This is a genomic window from Pseudomonas sp. HS6-2, assembly GCF_049325675.2.
In the GTDB taxonomy this organism is placed as follows: domain Bacteria; phylum Pseudomonadota; class Gammaproteobacteria; order Pseudomonadales; family Pseudomonadaceae; genus Aquipseudomonas; species Aquipseudomonas putida_N.
This window is the reverse complement of the sequence record NZ_CM143906.1, coordinates 713,953-734,644: the sequence shown is the minus strand read 5'-3', so window position 1 is coordinate 734,644 and position 20,692 is coordinate 713,953. Positions and strand designations below refer to the sequence as shown.

The 20,692-nt window shown below is 63.2% G+C and carries 19 protein-coding genes and 1 pseudogene; 13 read left to right on the top strand and 7 right to left on the bottom strand.

Annotation, left to right across the window (positions count from 1 at the left end):
- Positions 1-400 precede the first annotated feature (400 nt).
- Both ACOKS3_RS03305 and aptA read right to left on the bottom strand, forming a co-directional pair.
- The gene (locus ACOKS3_RS03305) at positions 401-1,894 is read right to left on the bottom strand and encodes a CoA-acylating methylmalonate-semialdehyde dehydrogenase (protein ID WP_079229826.1); all 1,494 of its coding nucleotides are present in this window, start codon (positions 1,892-1,894) and stop codon (positions 401-403) included.
- A 73-nt stretch (positions 1,895-1,967) separates the two neighbouring features.
- A complete protein-coding gene (gene aptA / locus ACOKS3_RS03300; RefSeq protein ID WP_103445791.1) occupies positions 1,968-3,314 on the bottom strand; it encodes an omega-aminotransferase AptA in 1,347 nt (448 codons plus the stop codon).
- A 118-nt stretch (positions 3,315-3,432) separates the two neighbouring features.
- Here aptA and ACOKS3_RS03295 point away from each other — a divergent pair, with 118 nt between their 5' ends.
- The 5 genes from ACOKS3_RS03295 (at position 3,433) to ACOKS3_RS03275 (ending at position 7,780) form a co-directional block, all read left to right on the top strand.
- The gene (locus ACOKS3_RS03295; protein ID WP_103445792.1) at positions 3,433-4,350 is read left to right on the top strand and encodes a LysR family transcriptional regulator; all 918 of its coding nucleotides are present in this window, start codon (positions 3,433-3,435) and stop codon (positions 4,348-4,350) included.
- A gap of 90 nt (positions 4,351-4,440) precedes the next feature.
- Positions 4,441-5,103 (top strand): TetR/AcrR family transcriptional regulator, encoded by a 663-nt coding sequence (locus tag ACOKS3_RS03290; protein WP_103445793.1) that lies wholly within the window; start codon positions 4,441-4,443, stop codon positions 5,101-5,103.
- A 9-nt stretch (positions 5,104-5,112) separates the two neighbouring features.
- A complete protein-coding gene (locus tag ACOKS3_RS03285) occupies positions 5,113-5,697 on the top strand; it encodes an IMPACT family protein (protein ID WP_103445794.1) in 585 nt (194 codons plus the stop codon).
- A 364-nt stretch (positions 5,698-6,061) separates the two neighbouring features.
- Entirely contained in the window at positions 6,062-6,748 is a 687-nt protein-coding gene (locus ACOKS3_RS03280; RefSeq protein ID WP_103445795.1) for an SDR family oxidoreductase, read from the top strand.
- A gap of 84 nt (positions 6,749-6,832) precedes the next feature.
- Positions 6,833-7,780 carry an adenosine deaminase gene (locus ACOKS3_RS03275; protein ID WP_103445796.1) on the top strand — a complete coding sequence of 316 codons (948 nt, stop codon included), beginning with the start codon at positions 6,833-6,835 and terminating at the stop codon, positions 7,778-7,780.
- 5 nt (positions 7,781-7,785) lie between these two features.
- Here the strand turns inward: ACOKS3_RS03275 and ACOKS3_RS03270 are convergent, their stop codons facing one another.
- Positions 7,786-8,487, bottom strand: coding sequence for an ArsR/SmtB family transcription factor (locus ACOKS3_RS03270; RefSeq protein ID WP_103445797.1), 702 nt, complete (start codon positions 8,485-8,487; stop codon positions 7,786-7,788).
- Between the two features lie 454 nt (positions 8,488-8,941).
- Here ACOKS3_RS03270 and ACOKS3_RS03265 point away from each other — a divergent pair, with 454 nt between their 5' ends.
- The gene (locus ACOKS3_RS03265) at positions 8,942-9,139 is read left to right on the top strand and encodes a hypothetical protein (protein WP_082432304.1); all 198 of its coding nucleotides are present in this window, start codon (positions 8,942-8,944) and stop codon (positions 9,137-9,139) included.
- On the opposite strand, the gene ACOKS3_RS03260 is transcribed toward ACOKS3_RS03265, so the two are convergent.
- Complete coding sequence (locus tag ACOKS3_RS03260) at positions 9,090-10,271, bottom strand: multidrug effflux MFS transporter (protein WP_103445798.1); 1,182 nt, start codon at positions 10,269-10,271, stop codon at positions 9,090-9,092. The two genes, ACOKS3_RS03265 and ACOKS3_RS03260, sit on opposite strands and share 50 nt — an antisense overlap.
- Positions 10,272-10,377: 106 nt before the next feature.
- Positions 10,378-10,575, bottom strand: a complete 198-nt coding sequence (locus ACOKS3_RS03255) for a heavy-metal-associated domain-containing protein (RefSeq protein WP_103445799.1) — start codon at positions 10,573-10,575, stop codon at positions 10,378-10,380.
- 146 nt (positions 10,576-10,721) lie between these two features.
- Here ACOKS3_RS03255 and ACOKS3_RS03250 point away from each other — a divergent pair, with 146 nt between their 5' ends.
- The 5 genes and pseudogenes from ACOKS3_RS03250 (at position 10,722) to ACOKS3_RS03230 (ending at position 16,099) form a co-directional block, all read left to right on the top strand.
- Positions 10,722-11,108 carry a hypothetical protein gene (locus ACOKS3_RS03250; protein ID WP_103445800.1) on the top strand — a complete coding sequence of 129 codons (387 nt, stop codon included), beginning with the start codon at positions 10,722-10,724 and terminating at the stop codon, positions 11,106-11,108.
- Between the two features lie 57 nt (positions 11,109-11,165).
- On the top strand, positions 11,166-13,565 hold the full coding sequence (locus tag ACOKS3_RS03245) for a heavy metal translocating P-type ATPase (RefSeq protein ID WP_422764395.1): 2,400 nt from the start codon (positions 11,166-11,168) through the stop codon (positions 13,563-13,565).
- Positions 13,562-13,966, top strand: a complete 405-nt coding sequence (gene cueR / locus ACOKS3_RS03240) for a Cu(I)-responsive transcriptional regulator (protein ID WP_103445802.1) — start codon at positions 13,562-13,564, stop codon at positions 13,964-13,966. The genes ACOKS3_RS03245 and cueR overlap by 4 nt, the downstream gene beginning before the upstream one ends.
- Before the next feature lie 189 nt (positions 13,967-14,155).
- Positions 14,156-15,241, top strand: a pseudogene (locus ACOKS3_RS03235) (HAMP domain-containing protein); the annotation flags it as partial.
- Between the two features lie 90 nt (positions 15,242-15,331).
- Positions 15,332-16,099 carry a methyl-accepting chemotaxis protein gene (locus ACOKS3_RS03230; RefSeq protein WP_371263267.1) on the top strand — a complete coding sequence of 256 codons (768 nt, stop codon included), beginning with the start codon at positions 15,332-15,334 and terminating at the stop codon, positions 16,097-16,099.
- 104 nt (positions 16,100-16,203) lie between these two features.
- Here ACOKS3_RS03230 and ACOKS3_RS03225 read toward each other — a convergent pair whose 3' ends face one another.
- Together ACOKS3_RS03225 and ACOKS3_RS03220 are read right to left on the bottom strand one after the other, a co-directional pair.
- Positions 16,204-16,983 carry an AraC family transcriptional regulator gene (locus ACOKS3_RS03225; protein ID WP_103445804.1) on the bottom strand — a complete coding sequence of 260 codons (780 nt, stop codon included), beginning with the start codon at positions 16,981-16,983 and terminating at the stop codon, positions 16,204-16,206.
- A gap of 58 nt (positions 16,984-17,041) precedes the next feature.
- Complete coding sequence (locus ACOKS3_RS03220; RefSeq protein WP_103445805.1) at positions 17,042-18,319, bottom strand: acetyl-CoA C-acetyltransferase; 1,278 nt, start codon at positions 18,317-18,319, stop codon at positions 17,042-17,044.
- A gap of 118 nt (positions 18,320-18,437) precedes the next feature.
- Here ACOKS3_RS03220 and ACOKS3_RS03215 point away from each other — a divergent pair, with 118 nt between their 5' ends.
- Together ACOKS3_RS03215 and ACOKS3_RS03210 are read left to right on the top strand one after the other, a co-directional pair.
- On the top strand, positions 18,438-19,790 hold the full coding sequence (locus ACOKS3_RS03215; RefSeq protein ID WP_103445806.1) for a 3-oxoacyl-ACP reductase: 1,353 nt from the start codon (positions 18,438-18,440) through the stop codon (positions 19,788-19,790).
- Between the two features lie 2 nt (positions 19,791-19,792).
- Positions 19,793-20,644, top strand: a complete 852-nt coding sequence (locus ACOKS3_RS03210; RefSeq protein ID WP_103445807.1) for a MaoC family dehydratase — start codon at positions 19,793-19,795, stop codon at positions 20,642-20,644.
- Positions 20,645-20,692 lie beyond the last annotated feature (48 nt).

Sequence of the window (20,692 nt, the reverse complement as noted above, 5' to 3'; positions counted from 1 at the left end):
AGCGTTTGGTTAAGAGCTTTTCGTCTCAACCGAGGCGCGCATTCTACGCTTTCCTCACTTACTGTCAAGCGTTTATTTTGAAGTTTTTTCCGAGAAACTCGTTTAGCTTCAAACACTTGACTCGCTGCGATCACTCGCTAGCGGGAGGCGAATAATACAGCGTTTAAAACCGCTGTCAACCTTCATCTCAACCGCTATCGATCTTTCGATCGAAGCCCCTCCAACATCACCTCAACTACTTAACTCATTGAATTCCAAGGAGTTTGTCGTTCCGATGTCGCTGGAAGTGGGGCGCATTATAAGGGGATTCGAAAGCGCGTCAACCTTTAATTTCAAGAAACTTCAATATCGCTGAAAAGAAGCGGGGAGGCCTGTCGGCCTCCCCGCTTCTTTTCATCCCTTACAAGCTAGGGAAGGCAAACTGCGACGCCTCATGGCTGGCGCGCTGCGGCCAACGCTGGGTGATTGCCTTGCGACGGGTATAGAAGCGCACACCGTCCGGGCCATAGGCATGCAGGTCGCCAAACAGCGAGCGCTTCCAGCCACCGAAGCTGTGGTAGGCCACCGGCACCGGCAGCGGTACGTTGACCCCGACCATGCCCACTTCGATCTCGTCGCAGAACAGGCGCGCCGCTTCACCGTCACGGGTGAAGATGCAGGTACCGTTGCCGTATTCGTGATCGTTGATCAGCTGCATGGCCTGCTCCAGGCTATTCACGCGCACCACGCACAGCACAGGGCCGAAGATCTCTTCCTTGTAGATGCGCATCTCCGGTGTGACGTTGTCGAACAGCGTGCCGCCAACGAAATAGCCATCTTCATTACCTGCCACGCGGAAACCTCGGCCATCCACCACCAGCTTGGCGCCAGCGGCAACGCCATCGTCGATGTAACCGACAACCTTGTCACGGGCTGCAGCAGTCACCAGCGGACCCATGTCCAGGCCACAGGACGTGCCGGCACCAATCTTCAGCGCCTTGATCTGAGGTTCCAGCTTGGCGATCAGTGCATCGGCAACCTGGTCGCCCACGCACACCGCCACCGAGATAGCCATGCAACGCTCGCCGCACGAGCCGTAGGCGGCGCCCATCAGCGCGCTGACCGCGTTATCCAGGTCGGCATCGGGCATCAGCACTGCGTGGTTCTTCGCACCACCCAGGGCCTGCACGCGCTTGCCGCGCTTGGTGCCTTCGGCATAGATGTATTCGGCAATCGGGGTCGAACCGACGAAGCTCAGTGCTTTCACTTCCGGCGCTTCGATCAGTGCATCGACCGCTTCCTTGTCACCGTGCACCACGTTGAGGATGCCCTTCGGCAGGCCAGCCTCCAGCAACAGCTGGGCGATGAACAGGGTCGAGCTCGGGTCACGCTCGGAGGGCTTGAGGATGAAGGCGTTACCGCAGGCGATGGCCAGCGGGTACATCCACAGCGGCACCATGGCCGGGAAGTTGAACGGGGTGATACCAGCGACCACACCCAGCGGTTGGAAGTCGGACCAGGCGTCGATGTTCGGGCCGACGTTGCGGCTGTACTCGCCTTTCAGCACTTCCGGCGCCGCGCAGGCGAACTCGACGTTCTCGATGCCACGCTTCAGTTCACCGGCAGCGTCTTCCAGGGTCTTGCCGTGCTCTTCGCTGATCATCTGCGAGATGCGGGCTTCGTTCTGCTCCAGCAGTTGCTTGAAGCGGAACATCACCTGGGCGCGCTTGGCTGGCGGGGTGTTGCGCCAAGCCGGGAAGGCAGCCTTGGCAGAATCGATAGCTTCCTGCACGGTCGCGCGGCTGGCCAGTTCAACCTTGCGTACCGCCTGGCCGGTGGAAGGGTTGAAGACATCGGCGGTGCGCTCGCCCTTTGTAACCAGTTCGCCGTGGATCAGGTGCTGAACAATGCTCATGCAAAACTCCAGATAAAGAAGGTTGAGGCAGGCGCGTGAGGGGTTCACGCGCCCTACGTCAAAAGCGGAAAAATCAGTCGATCTGGTTCAGGGCTTCGCCGACCGCGTCGAACAGGCGGTCCAGTTCCTGCGGCTGGGTATTGAAGGTTGGGCCGAACTGGAGGGTGTCGCCACCGAAACGCACATAGAAGCCGGCTTGCCACAGCTTCATGGCCGCCTCGTAAGGACGCACGATCGCATCACCGTCGCGGGCAGCGATCTGGATCGCGCCAGCCAGGCCGTAGTTACGGATATCGACAATGTTCTTGGTGCCCTTCACGCCATGCAGCAGCTTCTCGAAGTGTGGCGCCAGTTCGGCAGCCGACTGCACCAGGCTTTCCTTCTGCAGCAGGTCGAGCGCGGCGAGACCAGCGGCGCAGGCTACCGGGTGAGCCGAGTAGGTGTAGCCGTGGGGGAATTCCACCGCGTATTCCGGGGTCGGCTGATTCATGAAGGTCTGGTAGATCTCGCTGGTGGCGATGACCGCGCCCATCGGGATGGCACCGTTGGTGACCTGCTTGGCGATGCACATCAAGTCAGGGGTGACACCAAAGGCCTCGGAGCCCGTCATGGCGCCCATGCGGCCGAAGCCGGTGATCACTTCGTCGAAGATCAGCAGGATGTTGTGCTGGGTGCAGATTTCACGCAGACGCTTCAGGTAACCCTTTGGCGGCGGCAGCACACCGGCGGAACCCGCCAGCGGTTCGACGATCACCGCCGCGATGTTCGAAGCATCGTGCAGCTCGATCAGCTTGAGCATTTCATCTGCCAGGGCGATACCGCCTTCTTCCGGCATGCCCTTGGAGAAAGCGTTCGCCGGCAGCACGGTGTGAGGCAGGTGGTCGACGTCCAGCAGCTGGCCGAACATCTTGCGGTTGCCGTTGACGCCGCCCAGGCTGGTCCCGGCAATGTTCACCCCGTGGTAACCACGGGCACGGCCAATGATCTTGGTCTTGGTGGCCTGGCCTTTCAGGCGCCAATAGGCACGCACCATCTTCAGCGCGGTGTCGCAGCACTCCGAGCCGGAGTTGGTATAGAAGACGTGATTCAGGTCGCCCGGGGTCAGCTCGGCGATCTTCTCGGCCAGCTGGAACGACAGCGGGTGGCCGAACTGGAACGCCGGGGAGTAATCGAGGGTACCGACCTGGCGCGCGACCGCTTCAGTGATTTCCTTGCGGGTATGCCCAGCGCCACAGGTCCACAGGCCAGAGAGGGCGTCAAAGATCTTGCGCCCCTTGTCATCGACCAGGTAGTTGCCTTGGGCCGCCACGATCAGGCGTGGGTCGCGCTGGAAGTTACGGTTGGCGGTGTAGGGCATCCAGTGGGCGTCCAGCTTGAGCTGGCTGGCGATACCGGCGGTTGCGGTTTCGGGCATGTTCATCGGCGGTTCCTCGGAAGACGATTAGGCAACGATGGATGTTGTTGCAGCTAAATTCGCACGCGGATAAAGTCTGAAAAAGCCTACATTTCTAATCTTCAGGTAGCGCAATACTAAACTTATGAGCCGACGCCCCGACCCTCTCGCACAAGTCAGCGATTTTGACATCCGCCTGCTGAAAATCTACCGGAGCGTGGTTGAATGTGGCGGCTTCTCGGCTGCGGAAAACGTACTGGGGATCGGCCGCTCGGCCATCAGCCAGCAGATGAACGACCTCGAACAACGCCTGGGCTTGCGCCTGTGCCAGCGCGGCCGTGCCGGTTTCTCGCTGACCGAGGAAGGCCGCGAGGTCTATCACTCGGCACTGCAGTTGCTCAGTGCGCTGGAAACCTTCCGTACCGAGGTCAACGGTCTGCACCAGCACTTGCGCGGCGAGCTCAACATCGGCCTGACCGACAACCTGGTCACCCTGCCGCACATGCGCATCACCCATGCCCTGGCCGAGCTCAAGGACCGCGGTCCGGATGTACGCATCCAGATCCGCATGATCGCCCCAAGCCAGGTCGAGCAAGGGGTACTGGACGGCAGCCTGCACGTCGGCGTGGTACCGCAGACCAGCCCGCTGTCCGGCCTGGAGTACCAACCGCTGTACAGCGAACGGTCACAGCTCTATTGCGCGGTTGGCCACCCCTTGTTCTACGCCGACAACCAGCAGATCGACGATGACCGCCTCAACAGCCAGGAAGCCATTGCGCCAACCTTCCGCCTGCCTGCGGAAGTCCAGGCGCACTACCAGGCACTCAACTGCACCGCCAGTGCCTCGGACCGCGAAGGCATGGCGTTCCTGATCCTCACCGGCCGCTATATCGGCTACCTGCCCGACCACTACGCCACCTTCTGGGTCCAGCAGGGCCGCCTGCGTACACTCAAGCCTGCTCAGCGTTTCTATGACCTGAGCCTGAGCTGGGTCACGCGCAAGGGGCGGCGACCGAACCTGGTGCTGGAAAGCTTCCTGGAAAGCCTGGCTGCGACACGTTGATGCCCGCTTCTGACGCTAAGGCTTGTCACGCCAGCACAGGCAGGTAATCTTGTCCGACATTCGTTGCCACAGACCTGTCCGGAATCGTCCATGACCCTAGAAGTCCCTGCGCATCGCCTCGCCGCCTCGGGCAAGCCCGCCGGCCGCATCCGCCAGAAGAACGAACAGGCCATCATCCAGGCCGCCGAAGACGAATTCGCCCGCCATGGGTTCAAAGGCACCAGCATGAACACCATCGCGCTGAAGGCCGGCTTGCCCAAGGCCAACCTGCATTATTACTTCACCAACAAGCTCGGCCTGTACATCGCCGTGCTGAGCAACATCATCGAGCTGTGGGACAGTACCTTCAACGCCCTGAGTGTCGAGGACGACCCGGGCGAAGCGCTAAGCCACTACATCCGCACCAAGATGGAGTTCTCCAGGCGCAACCCGCAGGCTTCACGCATCTTCGCAATGGAAGTGATCAGCGGTGGCACCTGCCTGACCGAGTACTTCAGCGCCGACTACCGCGAGTGGTTCCGCGGCCGGGCCGCCGTGTTCCAGGCCTGGATGGAAGCCGGCAAGATGGACAAGGTCGACCCGGTGCACCTGATTTTCCTGCTCTGGGGCAGTACCCAGCACTATGCCGACTTTGCCACCCAGATCTGCCAGGTCACCGGCCGCAGCCGCCTGACCAAGCAAGACATGGAAGATGCCAGCAACAACCTTATCCACATCATTCTCAAGGGGTGCGGCATCAAGCCGGTTGCCTGACGTTCATCTATGCCTTCTACCCTGCTCGACCTCTGCGAATTTCGCGAGGAAATCCGCAAGAGCCGCTTCATTACCTTCGCCGGCCCGATCAACAGTGCCGCCGAGGCGATGAGCTTCATCGAACGCCACAGTGATCTGGCCGCAACCCACAATTGCTGGGCGTGGAAGATTGGCGGGCAATACCGCAGCAATGACGATGGCGAGCCAGGCGGTACCGCCGGGCGGCCAATCCTTGCGGCCATCGAAGCACAGGACTGCGACCAGGTGGTGGTGCTGGTGATTCGCTGGTACGGCGGCATCCAGCTGGGCACCGGCGGCTTGGCACGTGCCTACGGTGGCGGCGCCAACAAGTGCCTGCAGCAAGCGCCCAAGCGCCTGCTGGTCCAGCGCAGCCAGTTCTCCTGCAGTTGCACCTTCAGCGAATTGGCCTTGGTGAAACTGCGCCTGGCCGACGTGGATGGCCTGGTGCTGGACGAACACTTCACCGCCAATGGCGTCGACCTGCAGATTGCCGTGGGCGAAGCTCACCTACCCACATTGCAGCAGCAACTTGCAGACCTGAGCCGCGGCCGGATCATCCTCGAAGCACACTGAAGCTTGCCCACAACAACTGTGGGCTGGCCTGTGGATAAGCTTGGGGCACTCTGTTACAGCCCAGGCTTGGCAAGACCTTCAGAGCATTGAGCATATTTTGATCACTGTTTGATGACAGCCGTAAGCGACTGAACCCGGGTGACTTATCCCCAGTGTGTCAGGCGTATTACAACCTCTGGCGTTGCGCTTGCTCACATTTACTGTGGACCAAGCTGTGGATAACCCGTTAGCCAACAGGCCAAACCCCCGCTCGCCCACAGCCCCAAGCCACTGAACACTTTTTGTTCAACTTCAGTAAAGGCAGACGCGGGCCATCTGCATTATTCTCAACACCTTTCACTTCAACCGAACAAGGAGCGCTCACATGGCTAGCTCAAGAACCGCCCTCATCATCGGCGCCTCCCGCGGCCTTGGCCTGGGCCTGGTACAACGCCTGCACGAAGACGGCTGGAAAATCACCGCCACCGTGCGCAACCCACAACAGCCAGGCGCCCTTGCCGATGTACCCGGCGTACGCATCGAACAACTTGAGATGAACGACACTGCCCAGCTCGACGGCCTCACACAACGCCTGCAAGGCCAGGTGTTCGACCTGGTCTTCGTCAACGCCGGGGTCATGGGGCCCCTGCCGCAAGACCTGGAAACCGTACAGACCCAGGCCATCGGCGACCTGTTCATGACCAATGCCGTGGCCCCGATTCGCGTCGCCCGCCGCCTGGCCGGCCAAGTGCGGGAAGGCAGCGGCGTGCTGGCGTTCATGAGTTCGATCCTCGGCAGCGTGACCATCCCCGACGGTGGCGAGATCTGCCTGTACAAGGCCAGCAAGGCCGCGCTCAATTCGATGATCAACAGTTTCGTGGTCGAACTGCAGCGCCCCGACCTGTGCGTGCTGGCCATGCACCCGGGCTGGGTGAAGACCGACATGGGCGGCGAAAACGCCGAAATCGACGTGCTCACCAGCACCCGTGGCATGCTCGACCAGATCAAGACGCAAAGCGGCCACGGTGGCCTGCGCTTCATCAACTACAAAGGCGAACCACTCACTTGGTGAGGTGAATACCGCCGGCCGGGCGCAATGCCCGGCCAGGCCCTGTAGAATGGCGGCAACCGTACCTGATTCGAGACATTCCCCCTTATGTATGACTGGCTGAATGCCCTGCCCAAGGCAGAACTGCACCTGCACCTTGAAGGCTCGCTGGAACCCGAACTGCTGTTCGCCCTGGCCGAGCGCAACAAGATCGCCCTACCCTGGAACGACGTGGAAACCCTGCGCAGCGCCTACGCCTTCAACAACCTGCAGGAATTCCTCGACCTGTATTACCAGGGTGCAGACGTGCTGCGCACCGAACAGGACTTCTACGACCTGACCTGGGCCTACCTGCAACGCTGCAAGGCGCAGAACGTCATCCACACCGAACCGTTCTTCGACCCGCAGACCCACACCGACCGCGGCATCCCCTTTGAAGTCGTGCTTAATGGCATCAGCCAGGCACTAAAGGACGGCCGCGAGCAACTGGGCATCAGCAGTGGCCTGATCCTGAGCTTCCTGCGCCACCTCAGCGAAGACGAAGCGCAGAAGACCCTCGACCAAGCCCTGCCCTTCCGCGATGCGTTCATCGCCGTCGGCCTGGACAGCTCGGAAATGGGCCACCCGCCGAGCAAGTTCCAGCGCGTGTTCGACCGTGCCCGCAGCGAAGGCTTCGTGGCCGTGGCCCACGCCGGTGAGGAAGGCCCACCCGAGTACATCTGGGAAGCCCTCGACCTGCTGAAGATCAAGCGCATCGACCACGGTGTACGCGCCATCGAAGACGAACGCCTGATGCAGCGCATCATCGATGAACAGATCCCGCTCACCGTCTGCCCGTTGTCGAACACCAAACTCTGTGTGTTCGACCACATGAGCCAGCACAACATCCTCGACATGCTCGAGCGTGGCGTGAAGGTGACGGTTAACTCGGACGACCCGGCTTACTTCGGCGGTTACGTCACCGAGAACTTCCACGCCCTGCACACACACCTAGGCATGACCGAAGACCAGGCCCGCCGCCTGGCGCAAAACAGCCTGGACGCTCGACTGGTCTGAAGCCGTCAACCGACCTGCAAGGTCGTCGTGCGGGCTATACGGTTGATCTGCTGCACACCCTCTGCAGAAATCTGCAGTACCCGCGTGCCTTCAGGCTCGCGTATCCAGCCAGACTGCAAAAACAGTTTGAGCAATGCCTGACCAAGGCTGCCACCCAGGTGTGGCCCTTGGTCGCTCCACTCATCGCAATGGCAGATCACACAGTGCCGCCGCGATGCCAGCGCGTCGATGTAGACGCCGATGGCAGCCAGCTGGGTTCGCCCCTTTTCGCTGACCAACAGCTCCCGCCCGCTGACCTCCAGCCACCCTGCCACCACCAGTCGGTGATACAACTCACCCGCCAGCTCGCCGCCTAGGTGTTCACCACAACGGCGCGCCCTGCGCATCGACATCGGCAATTGCAGCACTTCTGTACGCAGCCCTCTTTCCGACACCAACTGGACGCTGGCCAGCGCTTCGACAGCTACTCCGACCTGCGGTGTAGCAAGCCTGAAGTAGCGTTTGCGGCCACGCGACTCAAGCCTGAGCAGGCCCGCCGAAGACAGCAACGACAGGTGGGCACAAGCCGATGACGAGGTCAGTCCGGTCATCATCGCCAGTTCATCGGTCGGCCGCGGAGTGCCATCGATTAGCGCCCACAACATCGCGCTACGCTTGGGGTCGGCCATCAGGCCGGCAATCTGACTGATACTGCTGACTGCATTCATGTCCCTGTATCTCCCCGCATGATCACGTCTGGTTTCCAGAGGCCAGCCTTGGCTGCGCTGGGCGCCTCTCAAGCAAACTGCCGAGGGCCAGTATAAGCCGCACCCGCGCCGCTCCCGGTAGCCCTGCACATGCTCAGACAGGCTCATTCGACGCTGGGTGGGGCAACCCTTACGCGTAGTCAACGTCGGCACAAGGTGGCGCAGAAAGGAAAATACAAGGCATGAGGAAGGATGGCCCTGCGTGGGCAGCGACTCTGCTGACAGCGCGCTTCCTTAAATAGCGCAAATCAAAGCGAAGCTTCCACATCAATTCAGGCATGTGCCTGGAATCGTCGGACAGGCCATTGGGAAAAGTGGCCAGACCGCCAGTCAGGACACCCACTCAGGTCATGGCGGCAGGTGCCTGCAGCGCTACACTTGACTCGCTCTCCCCCTGAATCGGAGGTATGCCACGATGAAGATTGTCGTCAGTGCGTCGAACCGCAACCCCAACTGCCCGTGGCAGGTGAGGCTCGACCAGCATGTGGTGAGTTTCCGCAGCGAGGCAGAGGCACGTGCCTTCGTCGCCACCCTGGAAACCCGCCTGCAGGCACCTCACCCACTCATGCTGGACGCGTGGCCTGCAAACGCCGGGTCAACAGCGCGACACTGACCACCAGCACCCCGCACAGGCTGATCACCAAGGCCATGGGCACTGCACTGCCGTCATGCAGCACGCCGACCAGCGACGCCGCACCGGCCGCGACGCTGAACTGTACGCAACCCATCAGTGCCGACGCGCTGCCTGCTCGCGCGCCCTGGCCACTCATGGCGCAGGCCGACGCGTTGGGGATGATGCAACCCAGGCTGGCAATGCAGACGAACAGCGGCACCAGCAATGGCCACAACTGTGTGGGACGCAGGACAGCCACACCCAGCAGTACCAGGCCGGCGGCCAGGTAGAGCCACACTGCCCTAACCAACAGGAATGCCGGGCCCCGCTTGGACAGCAGGCGCGCGTTGACCTGGGCAACCAGAATGAAGCCGGCCGCGTTGGTACCGAACAGCCAGCCATAGTGCTCCGCGGGTACGCCATAGAGCTTGATAAATACGAAAGGTGAACCAGCAATGTAGGCAAACATACCGGCAATAGCGATACCGCCGGTCAAGGCGTGGCCGATGAACACACGATCAGCCAACAACCGCAGGTACTGGCGCAATGCACCAGACAGCGGCTGGCGCGGCATGTTGGCCGGCAGGCTTTCCGGCAGGCCCAGGCTCACCGCCAGAAGGCTGGCAGCGCTGAACAGGCTCAGCGCCAGGAAGATCGACTGCCACCCCGCCACGTTCACCAGCACCCCGCCCAGCATCGGTGCAAGGATCGGCGCCAGGCCCATCACCAGCATCAACTGCGAGAACACCTTGGCCGATGCCACCGGGTCGCATTTGTCACTGACAATGGCCCGCGACAGCACCATGCCGGCGCAACCGCCCAGCGCCTGGACAAAGCGCGCCACGATCAAGGTGTCGAGGTTGGGGGCGTATGCACAGGCCAAGGAGGCCAGGGTGAACAGCGCCACACCGAACAGCAGCGGCTTGCGTCGGCCGAAGCGGTCAGCCACCGGCCCGTAGGCCAGTTGGCCGATCGACAGGCCAAGGAAATAGGCCGCCAGGGTGGCCTGTACATGTTTTTCATCGGTGGCGAACGCCTGCGCCATCGCCGGGAAGGCGGGCAGGTAGAAATCGATCGCCAAGGGCCCGAACGCACTCAATGCGCCCAGGATCAGCACCATTCGCAGGTTCATCAGGAATCCATAGCAGGCTAAGCAAGCCGCTAAGTCTACCTGCAGTGGCCACCCTCAGCATGAAAACATTTGCAACAAAACAGGGCCGCATTGCGGCCCCTGCGGTTCAGGCCACTTCAGCCTGGTAGCCTTCCTCACGAATAGCCGCCAACACCTGCTCAGCAGCCAGCGAGCTTTGCACGCGCACTTTCTGGCCAGGGAGATCGACTTCCACCGTGGCCTGCGCATCCTGCTCCTGTACCGCACGAGTCACTGCTTTCACACAATGGCCACAGGTCATGCCTTGAACATTGAACACTTGCATGGGTACTGCCTCCTTCAGGGTTTTACGCAGTTTCAAGCTTGCCATCGGGGCAAGGTCAAGTTCTGCATGAAACGGCCGGGCTGGAAATCCGCGCAGACCTCGGCCAAGCTGCGCCTTTGACGATTTGTGCAAGCAGGAGATTCTTCATGTTCAGGACAGCAGTGGGTGTTGTCGGGCTGTTGGCCGCGCTGGCCGCAGTGCCACCGGCCAGCGCCGAGGGCAACTCGGACTACAGCGTACTGATCATTTCCCGGGAACGCCTGGAAGTGGCCACCAGTTGCGAAATCGGCGTATACCTCAACGATCAGCTCTCCGGCCGCGTCTTCCAGGAACAGTCCACGTCCTTCAACCTGCCGCCCGGCCCGATCGACGTACGCCTGCGCCTGCTGCCCGGGCAGATGCCCGGCTGTGCCCCCGGCATCGAGGACCAGCGCAGCACGCGCCTCAACCTGCAAGCGGGCCAGATCACCAAGTACCGCATCGCCATGGGCCACAATGGCCTTGAATTGAAGCGAGCCGGCCTGGGCTATTGACCTTCCCTGCGTGGCAAGGTTGATGCTGATGCTCAAGCCCTGCCAAGGAGGAGCGTCATGCCCGCATCTACCACTTTCGATCTGCCGATTTCCGGCATGACCTGCGCCAGCTGTGCAGGCCGTGTCGAGCGCGCCCTGCGTAAAGTCAGCGGCGCTGATCAAGTCAGCGTCAACCTCGCCACCGAACAGGCCAGGGTCCAGGCCCCGGCCGACAGCCTGCCAGCCCTGGTTGAAGCCGTGCGCGGCGCCGGCTATGGCGTGCCGACCCGGACCGTGGAGCTGCAGATTGGCGGCATGACCTGCGCCAGCTGCGTCGGCCGCGTCGAGCGCGCTCTTGGCAAACTACCGGGGGTTGAGCAGGTCAGCGTCAACCTGGCCAGTGAACGTGCCCACCTTGAAGTGCTGCAGGCGCTCGATGACCAGCAACTGATTGCCACTGTCGAAAAAGCCGGCTACAGCGCCAGCCTGCCGCAAACGGCCAAGGATGATCAGCCGGATGCACAACGGCGCCTGCGCAATGAGCGCTTGGCCGTCGCTGCCGCGCTGCTGCTGGCCCTGCCCTTGGTGCTACCGATGCTGGTACAGCCGTTCGGCCTGCACTGGATGCTGCCCGCCTGGGCGCAGTTCGTGCTGGCTACCCCGGTGCAATTCATTCTGGCTGCGCGCTTCTATAAAGCCGCCTACAAAGCCGTGCGGGCCGGTGCCGGCAACATGGACCTGCTGGTCGCCCTGGGCACCAGCGCGGGTTATGGCCTGAGCCTGTACCAGTGGGCCAAGGCCCCAGCCGGAATGGCCCCCCACCTTTACTTCGAGGCTTCAGCAGTGGTCATCGCCCTGGTCTTGCTGGGCAAATACCTCGAAAGCCGGGCCAAGCGCCAGACCGCCAGCGCTATCCGCGCACTCGAAGCCCTGCGCCCGGAGCGTGCCGTGCGCGTCATCGGCGGCCGCGAAGAAGACGTGGCGATTGCCCAACTGCGCCTCGGCGACCTGGTACTGGTCAAGCCCGGCGAGCGCTTCCCGGTCGACGGCGCGGTAGAAGAAGGCAGCAGCCATGCTGACGAAGCACTGATCAGCGGCGAAAGCCTGCCGGTCCCCAAGCAACCCGGTGACAACGTCACCGGCGGTGCCATCAACGGCGAAGGCCGGCTGCTGGTGCGTACCCAGGCGCTGGGTACGGAGACCGTGCTGGCCCGTATCATCCGCCTGGTAGAGGATGCGCAAGCGGCCAAGGCACCGATCCAGAAACTGGTCGATCGCGTCAGCCAGGTATTCGTACCCACCGTGCTGGTGCTGGCACTGTTAACCTTGATTGGCTGGTGGCTGGCCGGTGCGCCGCTGGAGACTGCGCTGATCAACGCGGTCGCCGTGCTGGTCATCGCCTGCCCCTGCGCCCTGGGCCTGGCCACACCTGCAGCGATCATGGCCGGCACTGGCGTCGCCGCCCGCCACGGCATCCTGATCAAGGACGCCGAAGCGCTGGAGCGCGCCCATGCGGTCAACCGCGTGGTGTTCGATAAAACCGGCACCCTCACTTCCGGTAGCCCGCGCGTAGTCCACAGCCAGGCACTGGACGGCGACGGCGCCGACCTGCATCGTCTTGCCGGTGCCTTGCAGCGCGGCAGCGAACACCCACTGGCCAAGGCGGTGCTGGATGCCTGTGCCGAGCAAGGCCTGGAGATACCCGCCGTGACTGACAGCCAGTCACTCACTGGCCGCGGCATTGCAGGGCGCGTGGAAGGCCGCGAGCTGGCGTTGGGCAACCGCCGTCTGCTCGACGAAAGCAATCTGCAACCCGGCGAGCTGGCCGCCAAGGCTCAAGCCTGGGAGGCCGAAGGCCGCACCCTGTCGTGGCTGATCGAACGGGGTGCAACGCCTCGCGTGCTCGGCCTGTTCGCCTTCGGCGACAGCCTCAAGCCGGGCGCCGAGCAGGCCATCGCCGCCCTGCACGCCCGCCACATCAGCAGCCACCTGCTGACCGGTGACAACCGCGGCAGCGCCAAGGTGGTGGCCGATGCCCTCGGCATCGACGACGTGCACGCCGAAGTGCTGCCGGCCGACAAGGCCGCCACCGTGGCCGCCTTGAAAAAGGACGGTGTGGTGGCGATGGTCGGCGACGGCATCAACGACGCCCCGGCCCTGGCCGCTGCCGACATCGGCATCGCCATGGGCGGTGGCACCGATGTGGCCATGCAGGCTGCCGGCATCACCCTGATGCGCGGCGACCCACGCCTGGTACCCGCCGCGCTGGAAATCAGCCGCAAGACCTATGCAAAAATTCGTCAGAACCTGTTCTGGGCCTTCATCTATAACCTGATCGGCATTCCCCTGGCCGCACTGGGCTATCTCAACCCGGTATTGGCTGGCGCCGCCATGGCGCTATCCAGCGTCAGCGTGGTCAGCAATGCCCTATGGTTGAAGACCTGGAAACCCACCAGTACCTCGCAGGAGGCCCGATGAACATTGGCCAGGCCGCCCGCCGCAGCGGGCTCAGCACCAAGATGATCCGCTATTACGAATCCATCGGCCTGCTCAAGCCGGCCACCCGCAGCGACAGCGGCTACCGCTTGTACCAGGCCGAGGACTTGCACAGCCTGGCCTTTATCAAGCGCTCCCGTGACCTCGGGTTTTCCCTGGAAGAAGTGGGCAAGCTGCTGACGCTGTGGCAGGACCGCGGGCGTGCCAGCGCCGACGTCAAGGCCCTGGCCATGCAGCATATCGATGAGCTGAATCGGCGTATCGAGGAACTGGTGAGCCTGCGTGACACCCTGGGTGATCTGGTTGCCCACTGCCAAGGGGATGACCGCCCGGATTGCCCGATCCTGAAAGACCTGGCCAATGGCGCAGGGTGCTGCAATTGAGGGAGTGTGGCGTGCTGTCATCAGCACGCCACAGCACTTTGGTATGCCATATTAGCCAAAAGCCGACCGGATAGTCGCCAAATGCGACTTCACCCAATAAATACGGACACTTTCGCTAAAAAATCCCCGGACGCTGCCGATGTAGTTGATGCCTGCCTCGCGTGCAAAAAATAAATTCCGGGAGCGTCGATGAACATCAAACAGAAACTGACCTGGGCGTTCGCGATCATCGCGGGCTTGCCCATCGTCCTCGTGGCCACCTTGGTGGTGATCAACCTGCGCGGTGAAGCCCGCGACGGCTTCCTCGACAGCAGCAGCCGAGAGATCCGCCAGGTCAGCAACGCGATGAACATCTTCTTCCAGGGTATCGACCAGAACGTCGCCTACCTGGCGTCGCAACCGATGGTGGCGGCCACCGGCAACAACCTGAACAAGTTCATGAGCGCCACCCCATCCTACGAGCTGGGCGATCAGGACAAGCAACTGCTGGAATTCTTCACCCGCCTGGCAGACTCCCACCCAGGCTATGCCTACGTTGCCTACGGCGTGAATGATGGCGGCTACGTTGGCTGGCCGGCCGGGCAGAAGTTCGTCAACTATGACCCGCGCCCACGCCCTTGGTACCAGCTGGCCATGGCCAACCCTGGCAAGACCGTGCGCACCGGCGCCTATTACTGGGCCGCCGACGATGCCGTGCTGATCAGCACCGTGCGCGCCGTGGCCAACCAGCTCGGCAACCCCGGTGGCGTGGTCAACATCGACGTGTCGCTCAAGGGCCTGACCGAGATCGTCAAGCAGATCAAACTGGGCGAAAGCGGCTACCTGATGCTGGTGGAAAACAACGGCAACGTGATGGTCGACCCACGCGACGCCAGCCACAACTTCAAGCAGTTGGCCAGCTTCGGCGACGGTTACGCCGAACTGGCCAAGGCCGGCAAGGGCCTGGTCGAAGTCGAGATCAACGGCGAACGCTACATGGCCAACGTCTACCCCGACGAAAAACTCGGTTGGACCTTCATCGGCCTCATTCAGCAAGGCGAAGTGATGCAGACCACCACCCGCCTGACCTGGCTCATCGGCGCCATCGCGCTGGTGCTGGCCGCCCTGTTCGCCGTGGTCGGCACCGCATTCGCCAAACTCATTGTGCGCCCTATCAACAGCGTCACCAGCGGCCTGGAAGACATTGCCCAGGGCGAAGGCGACCTGACCCGCAACCTGGACGTGCGCGGGCGCGACGAAACCGCGCAACTGGCCAACTGGTTCAACCAGTTCCTGGGCGCCATCCGCAGCCTGATCCAGCATATAGGCTCGGCCGCCAGCAAGATCCTCAGCACCTCCAGCAGCTCCACCCGGGTCTCCAGCGACATGGCCGAGGCGGCCGGGCGCCAGCGTGAAGCGGTGGACATGGTCTCCACCGCGTTTCACGAAATGGTCGCCACCGCCAACGAAGTGGCCCGTTCCTGCAGCCAGGCCGCGCAATCGGCCGACAGCGGCCAGCAGCAGGCCCGCGAAGGCCAGCAGCAGATCGACGCAGCAGTCAGCAGCGTCGACCGCCTGAGCCAGGAGATCGAGCAGTCGGCCCAGTCGATCCAGCAACTGGAGCGCGACAGCAACGCCATCCAGTCGATCCTCGGCACCATCCGCTCGATTGCCGAGCAGACGAACCTGCTGGCACTCAACGCAGCGATCGAAGCGGCCCGGGCCGGGGAGCAGGGCCGTGGCTTTGCCGTGGTGGCCGACGAGGTACGGGCACTGGCCAAGCGCACGGCCGACTCCACGGCCGAAATCGATGGCTTGCTGGGCAACCTTGCCAGCCGCACCGCCGAAGTGGCCGAGCAGATGCATGCCAGCCTTGAAGTGTCGCAGCAGTCGGTCAGCCGCATTGGCCTGGCCCGCGACAGTTTCGGGCAGATTCGCGAGTCGGTGGACATCATCCGCGACATGAACACGCAGATCGCCACGGCGGCGGAAGAGCAGCACCAGGTGGCCGAGGACATCAACCGCCATATCAGCCAGATCCATGGCGATGCGCAGTTGGTGGCGGAACTGGCCCAGGCGGCGCGCCAGGACTCCGAGAGCCTGGCGGGGCTGTCCAATGAACTGGACTCGCTGGTGCGTCGCTTCCGCACTTGAGTCCTCCTGTAGAGGCCTCTTTGCGGGGCAAGCCAGCTCTTACAGGATTGACACCATCCCTGTAGGAGCGGGCTTGCCCCGCGAAGAGGCCGGAACAGGCAACATCAAAGTTTCAGTTCACCCGGAGTCGCCCCGAACAACTGCTTGAAGGCCGCGATGTAAGCCGAAGTCGAATCATACCCACAGCCCAGCGCCGCCTCGGTCACACTCTCCCCCGCCTCCAGCAACGTCAGCGACGACAGCAGCCGCATCCGCTGGCGCCAGTTACGAAAACTCAACCCGGTCTCGCGCTGGAACAGCCGCATCAAGGTCTTTTCCGAGCACCCCAACTGCACCGCCCACTGCTGCAACGTCTGCACCTGATCCGGCGCGGCGATCAGCCCATTGCACAGTGCCAACAACCCCGGATGGCGTGGTAGCGGCAGGGAAAACGCCACCTCGGGCAAGGTGCGCAACTGATCGAGCAGAACAGCCACCAGGCGGCCTTCGACACTGTCACCCTCGGCGTAATCAGCCGGGAACAGGCAGAACTGCTTGATCAGCTCCCGCGCCAGCGTTGTCACCTCCAGCACCCGGCATTGCGCCGACGCCCACGGGCAGGCATCACGGCGGATATACAGGCTGCGCATTTCGGCCTGCCCGGAGGTGACCACTTCATGTTCGGCACCGGCCGGTATCCACACGCCCCACTGCGGCGGGGCGAAGTAGCTGCCATCGTCGGTATACACCCCCAATACACCACTGATGGCGTAAGAGAACTGCACCCAATCGTGGCTATGGCGAGTGGTCCAGGAGCCGGCGCCGAGACTTTCGGCGCGGGCATACAAGGGCCTGGGCAACTGGTCCAGGGCAGGAATGGCACGGGGATGTCCGATTGTCTGCATAGCGAATTCTTGTAGTTCTGAGCAGACAAGCCTAACAGAGATCTCTACCGCCCTTGGTTCAGCGCTCGACGATCACCGTGACCCCTTGCCCACCCGCTGCGCAGATGGATATCAGGCCACGCCCTTTTCCGGCCTTGGCCAGCAATTTCGCCAAATTGGCCAGGATCCGCCCGCCGGTAGCCGCGAACGGGTGGCCCGCTGCCAGCGAACTGCCCTTGACGTTGAGCTTGCTGCGGTCGATGGCCCCAAGCGGTGCATCCAGCCCCAGCCGTTCACGGCAATACTCGGCATCCTCCCAGGCCTTGAGAGTGCACAACACCTGCGCGGCAAAGGCTTCGTGGATTTCGTAGTAATCAAAGTCCTGCAAGGTCAGGCCATTACGCGCCAACAGGCGCGGCACTGCGTACACCGGCGCCATCAGCAGCCCTTCGCGCCCGGTGACGAAATCCACGGCGGCGGTTTCGCCATCGACCAGGTAGGCCAGCACCGGCAGCCCCTGCTGCTGTGCCCATTGCTCGCTGCCAAGCAGTACCATGGAGGCGCCATCGGTGAGCGGCGTGGAATTGCCTGCCGTCAACGTGCCCAGGCCACTGCGATCGAATGACGGCTTGAGCCCGGCCAGTTGCTCCAGGGTCAGGTCCGTGCGCAGGTTGTTGTCACGGGTGAGGCCGAGGAAGGGCGTCAGCAGGTCATTCTGCCAGCCTTCGCTGTACGAGGCCGCCAGCTTCTGATGGCTGTGCAGCGTCAACGCGTCCTGCTCGGAGCGGCCAATCGCCCAGGTTTGCGCCATGCGTTCACAATGCTCACCCATCGACAGCCCGGTTCGGGGCTCGCCATTGCGCGGCAGTTCGGGTTTCAGGTGGCCTGGGCGCAGCTGCAGGAACGGCTTGAGCCGCTCAGCCAGTGTCTTCCCGCGATTGGCCTGCAAGAGGATACGCCGTAGCCCCTCGTTGACGCCGATGGGGGCATCGGACGTGGTGTCCACGCCACCGGCGATGCCACAGTCGATCTGCCCAAGGGCAATCTTGTTGGCCACCAGCAGCGCCGCTTCCAGGCCCGTTCCGCAAGCTTGTTGGATGTCGTAGGCCGGCGTCTGCGGTGACAGGCGCGAGCCAAGCACACATTCGCGTGTCAGGCTCATGTCCCGTGAGTGCTTGAGCACCGCCCCTGCCACCACTTCGCCCAGGCGCAGCCCGTGCAGGCGATAACGCTCGATCAAGCCTTCCAGGGCTGCGGTCAGCATCGCCTGGTTGCTGGCGCTGGCGTAGGCGCCGTTGGAGCGGGCGAAGGGAATACGGTTGCCGCCCAGGATCGCGACCCGGCATGTTGAACCCATGCGCTTGTTCCTCCTGAAACAATTTGATCCGTACAGCCTAGGTGTTTTTGCCGCATTCGAACGACCTTGCCACAAAGTTGGTCCACACTTGCAAGCTTGCCTTCAGGGAGACCCGCACATGAGCGATCGCTATCTCGGCTTTGCCAACTCCAACCTCGGGCGCCGCCTCGTCGATGCCCTTGGCCTGCCGCGCCCGGCACCGCTGGAGCGCTGGCAGGCGGGCCGCCTGCGTCCGGTGGAGGGCGCGCTGGTGCTGGGTGGCGGGCCACTGGCGAACCAGGTCGAGGCCATCGCCCCGCGCCTGACCGAAGCGCTGTTCAGTTTCAACGGCGACGGCCTGCAGGCGCCCGCCTGGGTCGCCGGCCTGGGGCCGAAGCTCAAGGCCGTGGTGTTCGACGCCAGCCATCTGTCCGACAGCGATCAGCTGAAGCAGCTGCGCGAATTCTTCCAGCCCTTGCTGCGCAGCCTCGCACCTTGTGCCCACGTAGTGATCCTGGGGCGTGCGCCGGAATCCCTCGACGACCCGCTGGCCAGCGTCGCCCAGCGCGCCCTGGAGGGCTTCAGCCGCTCGCTGGCCAAAGAGCTGCGCAACGGCGCAACCGCGCAGTTGTTGTATGTGGCACCGGGCGCAGACACGCAGCTCGAAGGCGCCTTGCGCTTCTTCCTGTCACCCAAAGGTGCCTTTGTTTCCGGCCAGGTCCTGCGCCTGCAGGCCTGTGCCACCCAGGTCGAAGACTGGACCCGCCCGCTCGGTGGCCGTCGCGCACTGGTCACAGGCGCCGCGCGCGGCATCGGCGCCGCCATAGCCGAAACACTGGCGCGTGATGGCGCCGAAGTGATGCTGCTCGACGTGCCACAGGCCCAGCAGGAACTCGATGCCCTTGCCGCTCGCCTCGGGGGCAAGGCCCTGGGCCTGGACATCTGCGCCAGCGATGCCGCCGCGAAACTGCTCGAAGCCCTGCCCGACGGCATCGACATCGTCGTGCACAACGCCGGCATCACCCGCGACAAAACCTTGGCCAACATGACCCCGGATTACTGGGATGCGGTACTGGCCGTCAACCTCAAGGCTCCGCAGGTGCTGACCCAAGCCCTGTACGAAGGGGGCGCGCTGGGCGACGACGCGCGTATTACCCTGCTGGCCTCGGTCAGCGGCATTGCCGGCAACCGCGGCCAGGCCAACTATGCCGCGAGCAAGGCCGGCCTGATTGGCTTCGCCGAAACCTGGGCGGCGAAGCTCGCAGAACGCGGCGGCAGCATCAATGCAGTGGCGCCCGGCTTCATCGAAACGCACATGACCGCCGCCATGCCCATCGGCCTGCGCGAGGCCGGTCGGCGCCTGAGCTCGCTGGGCCAGGGCGGGCGCCCGCAAGATGTCGCCGAGGCCATCGCCTGGCTCAGCCAGCCGGGCTCCGGGGCGGTCAATGGCCAGGTGCTGCGCGTCTGCGGCCAAGCCCTGATGGGGGCCTGACCATGAGCCGCCAATGGCAAGACCTGCACAGCCCGGACTCACGCGCCAGCCTGTACCTGCGCGCCGCCAGCAAACGCAAGATCAGCGGTGCCAGCCTGCCCGCAGCCGGTCTGCGCAGTTTCATCCGCGTGGAGCCCGGCAATCTCGCCGCCTACCGTCGGCTCTGCCACTTCACCGACGACGGCCGCTTGCCCGGCACCTACCCACATGTAATGGCCTTCACCCTGCAGTTGCAACTGCTGACCGCCCACGACTTCCCCTTCCCGTTGCTCGGACTGGTGCACTTGCACAACCGCATCGACGTGCTCCGCCCGCTGGGTGGCATCGACGGGCTGCGCTTTGCGGTCTACGCCGACAATCTGCAGGGGCACGCCAAGGGCGGCACCTTCGACCTGGTCACCGAAGCCGAGGATGGCCTTGGCCTGCTCTGGCGTGAAACCAGTCGCATGCTGGTGCGTGGCCTCAAGCTGGAGGGTCCGTCGGGCGATGGCGAGGAGACCGAGCCGGGCCCCCAGCCAGAGGTCACTCGCTGGTACGCCGACGGTGATATCGGCCGGCGCTACGCCAAGGTCTGTGGCGACTACAACCCGATTCACCTGAGTGCCGCCAGCGCACGCCTGTTCGGCTTCCCCAAGGCCATCGCCCACGGCATGTGGAGCAATGCCATGGCGTTGGCGGCCTTGCGTACGCACATGCCAAACAGTGGCTATCGCTTCGAGGTGGGGTTCCGCAAGCCGGTGCGCTTGCCGTCGGAGGTTGTCCTGAGTGCCAGCGAAGCAGGGCCGGCGGGTGAGCTCCGGCTGGACGGGCATGCTGGGCTGCTGCATATGGTCGGGCGCTGGGCCGTGCTCTAGCGCCCTGATTGCACTTGCTTTGCATCGGGCCTGCGCAGAAGCTATGCA